Raw genomic sequence first — 11,510 nt, 5'->3', positions numbered from 1 at the left:
ACAAATAAACTGACCACGGCATTTAATTCCTTCTGCTCATTCGCCCAAATAAAGTCGTCTGGCGTGTCAAAATCAGCGGTATAAATCCAACACTTTTCAATACACTCAAGCATGGTAAAGATATAGACCAGGTTTTTTTCGCTATACATAGATAAAGTCCTTTTCTGCATAAAATTTTATAATCGGGTTCATCGACCCAAGCCTTACAAGTTCAACTTTCCTGACATTCAAATCTTTAGCCATAGCATCGCCAATATATAAAAAAGCCAAACCGCTCTTTAGTTCAAAATTTTTGTCCCGTTCATAAAAAATATCTATATCACTATCTTTCGTTGCTTCACCCCTGGCAGAACTGCCATAAAAGCCTATTGTTGTTATGCCATACTCCTGCTTTAAAAACTCTTTTTTTAATTTTAAGTAGGTTATTATCTTCTCTTTTTTCATAACAAAGCTCCGATTTTATTTTATTCAGGTACTTTTAGTTTCCCTGTCACTACGCTGGTAATTAAAGACTCCTGGTATTCTTTTATTTTTTCGATCTCGGTGTTAGTTTTGGAAATAACTTGATTTAGTTTATTAATTTCTCGCTTAATATAATCAACTATCTGCTGTTGCTCATCCTCACCAGGAAAAGCACTTTGATAGTTTTTTACATCGTCACGATTGACTTTCGGCATTGCAACGCGCATTGAGCATTCAACCATAGCTTTATTAAATGATTCACTAAGGAAAAGAAACTTCAAAAAATCCTGATTATAATTTTGTTTTGAATGTATGGCATACATATCTGCGCTGCATAACCCATCATCTTCAGCAATACAGACCTTATTGAGTTCCGGTCTGATTTTACTGTAAACTATGTCATTCTTCTTCACTAAATACTTACCACTTTCAGCATTTTGTTCAAAGGCAGTTTCTTTATATAGAATTTCACCCGTTCCGCTCTCAATATGATTTGGGGCTAATAAAATTTGTTCTGGATAATTTTTAGGATCAACTTGACCATTTCTAATATTAAAGACATATTTCCATTTATTAACTTTCCAATGCTCAGGCATTTTGTTTAACCACTCTAATCCAATTTCTGCCATTGAAGCGTTAGGATTAATTCCTTGAGTTATAGCAATATTGATAACTACGGCAATTATTTTCTGTCATACATTTCTTACACATAACATAAGATTATTGGGCCTAATAGGTTAAAAAAACCGGTGTATTAGGCCGGATAAATCCACGATTTTTAAATCAAAGTTCGTATTTACTTTATTGTAAATCCTATGCTTAGTGCACAAAAAATAAGGAAACACATTTGGGGTTTATCCAGCACTTGCAACCTGCTTTAAATATATAAATCTTAGGTTTTAATGTCAAAAGAACTTCTAACCGAACCAAAAAATATATTTTCGGTGTTTCTTCAGTGTCCTTCGATGTTCAAAAATATTTATATCCGGGAAAATCGAATTGTTTGAAGAGTGGAGGGAAGTTTTTGAGGCGTGAGTTTATCGTGGTGTCTACAGCTTAAAACACCCCGGAATCCTTCCATCAGACCCCGGGGTTGGAGTGAAGAAAATCAATTCACCCTTCTGGCCCGCACACCAAAATCCACATTATCTTTGACCCAGGCCAGAAAGTGGGTCTGCTCGGCCATGGGCGTTTCCGGGAGGAGAATCTTGGGGTCTTTCCATGACACCATAACCACGGCGTCCTGAGTCCAGACTTTCACCCGGCGGCGCGGCACCCGGATTGAAAACATAAACGAGTTTTGTTTGAGCGGTGGCGGTTTTAGAAACACATTCCTATCCGTCAAAATCAAACTTAATTGAATCTAATTTTTGATTTCATTAAGAATCAGCCATCCGCTCCAAACAAGTGTTATACTTAACATTCAATTGATTGATACCCCTAAATTTCGCCAACCTTCTTTTTATTTCATCCCTGACGGCGAAGACCGAGCAGCTTAAGCTTGTGGCTGTCACCGTCCATTTCAAGATAGACTTTGACCCATTTGCTATCAGTGCTTCTTTTTAGTTGCAACCGGATTTCCCACTGAGCAGCATAAATACTATTTTTCCTGTTGGCTGAACTTAATTTTTGCACTTCCGGAATTAATTCAGATAAGTTGACACATGTCCGATTGCCAATATTTTGAAAACCAGCTATAATCTTGCCGTTCTTTCTTAACGCAAAACCATACTGGCGATTGTTGCCGGATTCAAGTCCGGTATCAATAGCTAAGTCTTGAAAACATAGTTCCTGTTGCCCGCTCGCTGTTTCCCGCAATTCAAAATGGTCCAGAGTGTTCATCTTACTAAACCAGGTTCTGCCTACAATATCCCGCCGCTCGATGAGCGTTTGGATAAGATACTCTGCAGCCGGCGGATCCGAATACTGCCCCTGCTCGACCGCAGTTCTTATCTGTTCATCCGTAAAAGACATCACCAGTTTGGTTCCCCAATAATCATCTAAGCTCGTTGCATTCCCAAAGGCCGGGTTGGGTAAAATATATTTATACTTATCGGGCTTAAAACTTTTTGCTGAAAAATTTCCGATGGACAGGTATTTAATTTCAGGCTGCTTTTCCCAAGGACGCCGATAAATACCAAGGGAGGCGATGGATTTGAACGTCTGCACTGGATCGGCCGGACCTTCACGGCCAATTTCAGGCGGCATGGGTTCATCGCCCTGGCTGCCAAGTGTGGAACCAAAATCGATCAAGTAATGCCTGACATATTGATTTTTGTAAAATATATCGAGGGAATTGTTGGCTTTTGTGTCGTAATGATTTAACCAGGCGGCTATCACTTTTAACCCACGTAAGTCACGGCGGTGCTCATGGGGAATAAAATCATTCATATCATCCTCGCGGATACCGATATATTTAAACCCTCCAAGGAGTTGACCTGGAAGATATTTGCTAGCGGCAGCACGAATGAGTCCATCCTGTCTTTTGTGTATTCTTGCGAGGATTTCCTCCAGATCCTGTTGGTTCATGCTTCGTTTGGTGCCGGTTTTATCTGTAAATTTAACATCTTTTTTTAGCTGGAGAATCTTAGGATGGAAGAAAGCGATGTAGTTTTCAGGAACATTATATCCGGCGGCATAAAAAAGCTTTGTTGAAACCACTTCCGCACCGGAGGCCAATTCGGGATATCCTGCCGGATCAAATTTTATGACATATTTATCCCCTCTGCTGTCTTCAATGAAAAACCCTGGAGTCACCCCCTCTGCCTTGGCTCTGAAAATCAGCCACAGGCCGGATGTGTCTGGTCCGGTCCCGGTATTTGGGCCACGCGCAATTTCTTCCACGGACATTTCTTTTCTCGCATTGCGATTGATAAACCAGCTCGAATTGTAAACTTCATCAAATGCATCTACATTAAACGCCTGCCTTGGGCTCCCTGCTAAACTCCTGAAATGCCGGGAAAGGTCAAAAAAACGTTGCGTTGTCACGGTGGCGATTTTTTCAACATTATCCTCAGCTAAATTGAGATCTCTCGCTTCGGGCATGAGCACGGGCTTCCTGTCATCAGGCGGCGGGTCCGGAACGACAAACCTGTGGCTCGTGCCACAACTCGAAAAAAGAACAATCAAAAAACACAAACCGAAAATTGACCTTAAAACAACACCCGGCAAACGAAACAATAAAACCTTCTTTAATTTATTAAATGGCCACATTATTCCACCTTTAAAGAAATTCGCACTTTTTCATCGCTCAAACCCAGTTCAATCGAGGCGACAAATCCTTCTTCCGACCAGAGCCGAAACCCCAATCCATAGCCGAACTGAAATTTGTTGAGCTTAAAATCATGTAAAATATCGGAAGCGACCTGGCCGGCATCCACAAAAAGCATGGTGTCGACAGAATACCAGAAAGGAATGCGGTATTCCAACGTGGTAATGAGAAAATCCCGGTCGTAAAATCGACCTCTGCGGTAGCCACGGATAGAATCGTGCAGCCCCAGGGTACTCAAATAATAAAATGGGATTTCCTTATTTGCAAATGGTTCGGTTATTTCGCTGGCCAACCGCAACACCAAAACGCGGTTGTGAAAAAGGTGAATGTATTGCCGGATATCCGCTGAAATTTTCCAAAAATCAAAGCGGTCACCGTCTTTTTGTTTGAAAACCGTCCCGGTCAGCAAACTTTCATTACCACTCGACGTGTTTCCGGGTCGATTTCTCGTATCCAGGTGCAGACCGAGCTTGTATCTGAAGACTTTAACTTTTTCTCGTAAACCGGGTAAATTACTCTCACCAAATTTTTCCTGGGTGGGTGGCGAATCATTATTGCTGCCCTCGAGGATTTTGTTGTAATCATAGCCGGCTACGACACTTAAAGCAAATGCTTTAGACGGCCTTACTCCCAGGGTAATTTCTGAGGTAAGCAGCTTATGGTCATAATTGCTGCGATTAGAAGTGGGCGTGTCGTTCCCGATGCCGTAAAAATTTTCACCGAGCAGTTTTCGGTAGCGGATTAACCCTTCACCAAAAAGCACACCATTGAGGAAATCAACGTTTTTAAACCACAACCGGTAACTTTGACGTCCGTGGGTTGTGCCGGTGAGAGTTAAATTTAAATTAGACTGTTCCGAAATCAGCCCTTTGCGAAACAGTTTGATGCCATATCCGGAGCGAGTGGTATATCTTGGCCTGAGCCCCCATTCCCCGTCATCAGATGTCAGGAAACCCAAAGCCCTGGGAACCAATTTATGCTCGTAAGTATAACCGACCAATTCTTCATTTAATTTGAAGAATAATACCAACGGCAAACTTACCAGTGTGCCCGGCAGGGAAACCAACTGTTCCCAAGTCTTTTTTGCTCTGTACTTTTTGCGAAGAATTTTTACAGAATCACTTTTTGCAGGATTCTTTGTAAGTTGTTTTGTGCGTTGTCCGAAACTAGGAGAAGTACTCCACAAGAACGCCAAAAGTACAAAAAGCATTATCCGGTTGATTTTTTGAGAGTCAACTCCCATCCTTCCTCCTCTCGAATCAACTATGTTTATGTTTACTTTTTCAATAATCATTCCCTCCGCTTACAGTTTCTATTTTCACATTTTGGCGCTACATCCCCCAGCTATACTACTGTTTTATCATCAATAGCCAAGAATTAAAAAAGATCTAATTGTTTTCTTGTTTACCTTTTTTCTTTTTCTTCTTCTTCCCAAAGAGTCCCTCCAGAACATTTTTCAATGGATCCCCTTCTTTTTTATCCTTGTTGGATTCCAGGGAATCTGTTTTCAAGCTACCAAAGATTTTTTCCAATCCTTTTTCTAATCCTGTTTGAACGGTTTTTTCAGCAGCTCGGCTAACAGCTTTCTCTGTGTCCCATCTTATCTCTGGGTTGTCTTTGGTGCCTTTTATAATAAAGTCCAATGGCAATCTGCTGGAATCTACAAGAAAGACGTTAGGAACTTTTACCGCCTTTTTATGAAATCGTTGAGTGAGTTCTTCAGACAAAAGCATGCTAACTGAAATATCTAGTGAGCCATCTAACCCGATAAAGCCACCAAGGGAGAGGTCGTTGTCAAAAGCCTTCATCTCAAAGTTTTCAAATGAGAGTTTTTCATTTTGGAGTTTAAAGCTGTTGTTCAGGGTTTTAAAACTAATCTCTTCAAATGATGGCAGGTTCAGGAAATTAGCAAGTGAATGTAGAACTGGCAGATTGACTATTTTTCCGTCAAATACGACTGTGGCGCCTTCAGCAACTATATTTTTCTTTATTTCTTCGGTGGATAAACCTGTGCCATTTGCATTCACCTCTATCTGCATTTTGCCAAAGAAGGCATCCTCGATTGGGATTGCTGTGGTTGCAAAGTCGTTCACATCCAGCCCGTCGCCTTTCATCTGTATTGTATAAGCAAGCCCACTTGGATCATTAAAATCAGCGGTTGCACTTCCTGTGAGTTTGCCAGAATACAGATCAGACCTAACGTTTTTAATGGAAAGGACATTGTTCCTGATAATCATATCTGCACGTAGATTGCTCATCACAATGTCATTGGTTATCAATTTGCTAATTATGACTTTGCCATCGAGAGTCTCAAAAGGAAGTTTTATAGGTTCTCTCTTTGAGGTTACATCTTCTTCAGATTCTGTCTCTGGAAAAATTTCGTCCAAATCTAATAATGAAGAAGTTAATTGCAGAGTTCCTTTAGGATTATGAATCGGGTCTAAAATTTCACCCGTCAAGCTAATAGAGGATTTAGCAGCTCTTAAAGTTAAATTGGAAATTTTAACTTTTCTACCCGCCAGATCAACTTCGCTGTTGATTTCGGTAAGAGGGACAGCAAGATTGGGAGTAATAAGAGAACTATTGCTCACACTTATCCTTCCATTCAGTCTTGTCTTTTCAGGCTTATCAACACTTCCCTTTGCAATTATATTAGCTTTCAGTCTGCCAGAGAGGGATGTCCCCTTTGGCAGTTCAATATAGTCCTTCACAGCATTGAGGTTCAAATCTGTCTTAAGTTTCAAATCATACCTCGGATGCTCAAAATCAATAATGGAGCCAGAGAGTTCAACAGGATCGCCGCCAAGTCTGGCGGTGATGTTTCTAAAATCAAGTTTTTTGTCAGTAAATCCTATACCACCGCTAAGATTGGTAATCTTGCCGGGCAGTTCTGAATATCCCAGTGTAAGGTTATTGAAAAAGAGAGCCCCGTTAACGTTTGGAAGCTTGTCTTCTGAAATCTCACCATTAACATCCATCTTTAAATTGATTTTTCCTTCTGCGGTCAGTTTTGTCAGCATCGGTAATTTATCCGGAGGGATCTTGCTTTGAATGTTAGGCGATTCAATATAGTCCTTCAAGGTACTGAGGTTCAAATCTGCTTTAAATTTCAAATCATACCTCGGATGCTCGAAATCAATAATTGAACCGGACAGTTCAACAGGATCGTTGCCAAGTCTGGCGGTGATGTTTCTAAAATTAAGACTTTTGTCAGTAAATCCTATACTACCGTTAAGATTGCTAATCTTGCTAGGCAGCTCTGAATAACTCAATGTAAGATTGTTGAAAACGATATTCCCGTTCAGACTTGGGGTTTTGTTTTCTGAAATCTCACCTTTGACATCCATCTTTAAGTTAATTCTCCCCTCCGCGGTCAGTTCTGTCAGCATCGGTGCCAAGTCATGGGGGATTGTGCGAAGGATGTTAGATAATTCAATTTCATTCGTTCTTAACGACAGATCAATATTAGGCGTGGTATCATAATTTTTAAGTGAGCCGGCAAAGTTGAGTTGGGTCGACTCTATGACGAACATCAACTGTTCTACCTGGATATTTTTGGACTGTGTGTCTATTTTGAAATGATGCTTTATGGTTACGGATGGGAAATTCATCGCGCCTTCATTCTTTTTCATATCCGTAAAATTGAGGTCTTTAATATCTAATTGACCTTCGGTTCGTATATCTGTGAGTTCTTCATCGAGGGATATCGAGATATTTTGGTCAATTTCTTTAATCGCTATTGCGTTATTCTTCTGATGATCAAGATATATCAGTGTACCGTCCTCAATTCGAGCCGAGTTGACCACTAATGAAAACGGTGAAGTTTCAGGTTCTTCAGCTTCGGAAGGAACTTTCGCTTTTTCTTCACCTGCCATTTCAAAATTGAACTTACCAGTTATGCTCTTTTCTATCAAAATCTTTGGATTTTTAATAAGGATTGATGCGACTTCAACACGCTTTCTCAGAAGTGGGAGCAATTTAACATTCAAATATAAATCCCTCACTTTCAGGAGTGGCTTGTCACTAAATCCCTCTGCATTGGCTATTGTCAGTCCGTGGGCATTCAGGCTGAGCCCTGGGAAGACGGATAATCCTACATCCTCGATACTTACCTCCCTGCCAACAGCTTCTGAGATTTTGGGCGTTATTATTTCCTTCAGTCGTTCTGGAGGAAACAGAATCCTGGCAGCAATAAATAATAATAGGTATCCGACAACAACAATTCCTAAAAGTGAGATTGCAAATATTTTTAGCTTTTTCATGGCAATTCCTTAAAGTTAAAAAACCTAAATCTGTTCATGGTGATTACAACTAAATAAGTAAAAATGATTATTCCATCTATTCAGCAAAGTATATTAATTACTTAATTCATTCACTAAAAGCGATAAGTTACAATAACACCAAGTGATTTTCAAAAGAAGGTTTTCCAAAGGTGTTGCTTAAAGAACCCTCACCCCTTTGCGTCTGGATTTTTACAGAAAATATCTTAGCTTCTTCGTTATCGATTCAATTAGTTTTCTCGTTCTATAGCCACAATTTGAGGAGCTTTCTCATTACCTATTGGGTAATAAAAATGGACTTGGATGGCTTTTCCCCAGGAGCCGAACTCGCTCCTCTTGGATTCAATTTTGAATGTCAAAATTTTATCGTCCTCGCGAATGTTTGTTTTCTCATTAAAGAGCTTTTCAATAACCTGATGCATTGCAGAATTTAAAGACAAACTTGGGTTACCTTTAGAAAAGGAATAATTTGTTAAATCTTTTCCACGGTATTTAAGTTTATAACGATAAGTAGTTCGCTCTGCATTTTCAAATCCGGCATTAACCGACAAATCATCGAATTCGATGATTTTGCTATTTGCATTTTGATGTCCATTACTACCATTAGTTTGCGCAAATCGAAAATTATCGATCGGATTCACAACGCTGTACCAATACCGTCCGGTTTTATCTCGCCGTTCAATAAGCGTCTTAACGATATAATCCTCATCTTCTTGATTCTCATATTCCCCCGTTTCTACAATCGCACGAATTTGTTGGTCCGTGAAGGACATGACAATTTTAGCGCCCCAGAATCCATCCAGCTCCGTAGCCTTTTGAAAAGACAAATTAGGGAAAAGTTGAGCATAATCTTCAGGGTTAAAAAGTCTTGACTCAAAATAGCCAACCGAGCGGCTGACCAATCTTGGCTCTTTCTCCCAACGTTCTACCCATAATCCCAAACTAAGCGTTTTTTTCAGCATGTGGCCCAAATCGAAAGCTCCCTTATGACCGCGACTTCTACCACCTAGACCATAACCGCTGCTCCCCAATGAGGTCCCAAAATCGAGCATGTAATGCTTAACAAAATATTTGTCGTCTTTTTCAACATACATATCTAAGGTATTGTTGGCTTTCACGTCGTTGTTATTTAACCAGGCGGCGATCACCTTATATCCTCTAAGTTCTCTGCGATGGTTGTGGTTAATATTATCATTAGGGTCATCCTTACGGCGGCCTGCGAATAGAAAGGGACCAAGAGCTTCCCCTTCCAGTAATTTGCTTGCTACAACTCGGTAGCTGCCATCCGGATTCGGGTGAACCTTCTTCCACACTTTTTGAACAAACTCAAATTTCATAGGTACATCTTTGCCCCAGCGATTTTTTACTTTAACGCCTTTTGCAATTTGCAAGCGCTTAGGATCGAGTGTACTCAAATAGTTTTCCGGTGCATTGTAACCTACAGCGTAAACAAACTTTGATGTAATGACCTCTGCGGCAGTATTCAACTGGGGATAGCCCTTTGCATCAAATTTGATGAAATAGATATCTCCTTTGCGATCCTTAATAGTAAATCCTGGTGAAACACCTTCGACTTTAGCACCAATGATGGTTAGAGGACCTTCCATATCGGGACCTGTACCTCGATTCGGGCCGCGTTTTAATTCTTCTCGATTCATTGGGTATTTGCCATTTCGGTTGGTGAACCAGGATGAATTCGGCACTTCATCCAGTGCGTTGGTATTTTTGGCCTGCTTATGATTGTTGGTTAATTTTCTATTGTGCCATGAAATGTTGCCATATTCATCTATTTCACGTCCCAACATGTTTTCAATTGCGTTTTCATAAAGGCTGACCTTTTGGACTTTCGGCTTCGGTATAGATGTAATCTCTTCTTGTGTGATTATAGATCCCAGCTTGTAATGTTTTTGGGAAGCGCAATTTATACTTCCTAAAATTAGAAGCAAAATAAAGAAACCAGTCGTAAAATCTTTCATTATTTTTAGCATTTTTAAAACCTCCTCAAATCTGTATTTAACCCAAAGATAAATCTCGTTTGTTCTTTAGACTTAGCAATTTCAAGAATTGCCGTCAAATTTCCATTTCGTGCTCTAAACCGCAGGCCACCGCCCGCAGAATACTTAAAATCATTAAAAGTAAAATCATCAAAAATATTGTTGAAAACCCGACCCTCCTCAAAAAAACCGTACACAATGGCGTATGTATTTACCTCGAAACGATACTCAGCGCTAAAAAGCATTAAATCTTCATCCCGAAAGCGCACGGGTCTGTATCCGCGTAGATTGTCGGCACCGCCTAAGCCAGCAAGACGATAAAAAGGAATCTCCCGGCCTTCCATTTTATCAGTGACTTCCGTCCGTGCCCGCACAGCCAACACACGTTTATAAAAAAGTTCAATATACCGCTGCAAATCCAAAGTATATTTTCGATAACCAAAATCACTTCCGTCAATTTCCTTGGCGAATTCGACTGAGAAAAACTCTTCGCCGCCACTTGTAGGATGTGCGGTTGCATTTCTTGAATCGTTATAAAACTTAAAAAGAAGCGACCACATTTCAGCGCCTGCTAGTCCGGGAACTTCCTGAAATTTTGGAAACGTGTTCGTCGATGGGTGATTGGGGTCACGGCCTTCTTTGATATTGACATTGCTGTAAGACAATCCCAGAGAAAATTGCGCTGCTTTGAAGGGGACCGAAATAACGTCAATTTCGAAATTGTTCTCTTGGTGCAGGTAGTTCGTTTCATCTGATTTTTGAGAATCATTGCCGAGTCCGAAAAAATCCTCATCAGGCTTTCTTTGGTGAAACCCTGTCAATTGCAATCCCAGTTTTGGCGCAAATAACTGGGGATCTCTTAATCTGCCGGAAAAGAGTCGACGCGTTCGATTGCCAAAACTCCCGTGTGCTCTAAATGTCATTCCGCCTTTAAAGAAATTCTCTTGAGTAAACGTGGCCCCGCCACCGCCACTGGGAGCAAATATGGGTCTTACCTTGCGGGTGCCATCCTCGTTGGTCAGCCAATCCGTGACTCGCAGATAAACATTTTGGAAGTCTATCCATCCCGCTGTCTTACTGATGCCTTTAAAAACCAGTCTCAGAGGAAAAGTCACGATGTCCCCGGGCAGCTCTCCGACATTTTCGATAAAGCTGTCCCCGGTCTTTCGTTCTTCAACCGGAATTTGCTCTTTAGGTGTTTCTTCATCTTCTTTCTCCTGGGCAAAACTTACATTATGTAAATTAAATGTTAATAAGATAAGAAATAAATAAAGCACATTTACAACTGATTGTTTTTTCATAATAACCTCCTTTTTTTAGGTTTCTTAGTTCTTTGGAATCACATAGGGCAAACAGCAAAGCATTTTTACACGCTCTTCTCCAGCCGCTTCGCCTTTTGCTGTCCAGCAATTTCCGCGGTGCTCCATGAATTTCCGTGGTGAATGCGCTTCACGAGAATTGGTAGTTTTCATGAGGCCCCTATTAAATTCGATGAACTAACGC

At 40.6% G+C, this 11,510-nt stretch carries 9 protein-coding genes; all 9 read right to left on the bottom strand.

The window, feature by feature from the left end; translation table 11 throughout:
- Positions 1–141: 141 nt before the first annotated feature.
- Entirely contained in the window at positions 142–444 is a 303-nt protein-coding gene (locus IH879_11825) for a nucleotidyltransferase domain-containing protein (GenBank protein MCH7675624.1), read from the bottom strand.
- Positions 445–464: 20 nt separating this feature from the next.
- Positions 465–1,091, bottom strand: coding sequence for a restriction endonuclease subunit S (locus tag IH879_11820; protein ID MCH7675623.1), 627 nt, complete (start codon positions 1,089–1,091; stop codon positions 465–467).
- Positions 1,092–1,570: 479 nt separating this feature from the next.
- Positions 1,571–1,792 carry a hypothetical protein gene (locus IH879_11815; GenBank protein MCH7675622.1) on the bottom strand — a complete coding sequence of 74 codons (222 nt, stop codon included), beginning with the start codon at positions 1,790–1,792 and terminating at the stop codon, positions 1,571–1,573.
- 137 nt (positions 1,793–1,929) lie between these two features.
- Positions 1,930–3,507: a hypothetical protein gene (locus IH879_11810; protein MCH7675621.1), complete on the bottom strand. Its 1,578-nt coding sequence runs from the start codon at positions 3,505–3,507 to the stop codon at positions 1,930–1,932.
- A 167-nt stretch (positions 3,508–3,674) separates the two neighbouring features.
- The gene (locus IH879_11805) at positions 3,675–4,976 is read right to left on the bottom strand and encodes a BamA/TamA family outer membrane protein (GenBank protein MCH7675620.1); all 1,302 of its coding nucleotides are present in this window, start codon (positions 4,974–4,976) and stop codon (positions 3,675–3,677) included.
- Positions 4,977–5,121: 145 nt separating this feature from the next.
- On the bottom strand, positions 5,122–7,995 hold the full coding sequence (locus IH879_11800; GenBank protein ID MCH7675619.1) for an AsmA family protein: 2,874 nt from the start codon (positions 7,993–7,995) through the stop codon (positions 5,122–5,124).
- A 248-nt stretch (positions 7,996–8,243) separates the two neighbouring features.
- Positions 8,244–10,001 carry a hypothetical protein gene (locus IH879_11795; protein ID MCH7675618.1) on the bottom strand — a complete coding sequence of 586 codons (1,758 nt, stop codon included), beginning with the start codon at positions 9,999–10,001 and terminating at the stop codon, positions 8,244–8,246.
- A gap of 2 nt (positions 10,002–10,003) precedes the next feature.
- The gene (locus tag IH879_11790) at positions 10,004–11,308 is read right to left on the bottom strand and encodes a BamA/TamA family outer membrane protein (GenBank protein MCH7675617.1); all 1,305 of its coding nucleotides are present in this window, start codon (positions 11,306–11,308) and stop codon (positions 10,004–10,006) included.
- Positions 11,309–11,332: 24 nt separating this feature from the next.
- Positions 11,333–11,479, bottom strand: coding sequence for a hypothetical protein (locus IH879_11785; protein ID MCH7675616.1), 147 nt, complete (start codon positions 11,477–11,479; stop codon positions 11,333–11,335).
- Positions 11,480–11,510: the final 31 nt, after the last annotated feature.

The organism is candidate division KSB1 bacterium (genome assembly GCA_022562085.1).
GTDB lineage: Bacteria > Zhuqueibacterota > Zhuqueibacteria > Oceanimicrobiales > Oceanimicrobiaceae > Oceanimicrobium.
The sequence above is the reverse complement of the archived record's forward strand: the minus strand, read 5'-3'. Positions and strand labels throughout refer to the sequence as shown.

Coding starts and splice junctions, on each gene's coding strand:
- IH879_11825 (MCH7675624.1), bottom strand. CDS start 444: ATGAAAAAAGAGAAGATAATAACCTACTTAAAATTAAAAAAAGAGTTT.
- IH879_11820 (MCH7675623.1), bottom strand. CDS start 1,091: ATGGCAGAAATTGGATTAGAGTGGTTAAACAAAATGCCTGAGCATTGG.
- IH879_11810 (MCH7675621.1), bottom strand. CDS start 3,507: ATGCCCGAAGCGAGAGATCTCAATTTAGCTGAGGATAATGTTGAAAAA.
- IH879_11805 (MCH7675620.1), bottom strand. CDS start 4,976: ATGGGAGTTGACTCTCAAAAAATCAACCGGATAATGCTTTTTGTACTT.
- IH879_11800 (MCH7675619.1), bottom strand. CDS start 7,995: ATGAAAAAGCTAAAAATATTTGCAATCTCACTTTTAGGAATTGTTGTT.
- IH879_11795 (MCH7675618.1), bottom strand. CDS start 10,001: ATGCTAAAAATAATGAAAGATTTTACGACTGGTTTCTTTATTTTGCTT.
- IH879_11790 (MCH7675617.1), bottom strand. CDS start 11,308: ATGAAAAAACAATCAGTTGTAAATGTGCTTTATTTATTTCTTATCTTA.
- IH879_11785 (MCH7675616.1), bottom strand. CDS start 11,479: ATGAAAACTACCAATTCTCGTGAAGCGCATTCACCACGGAAATTCATG.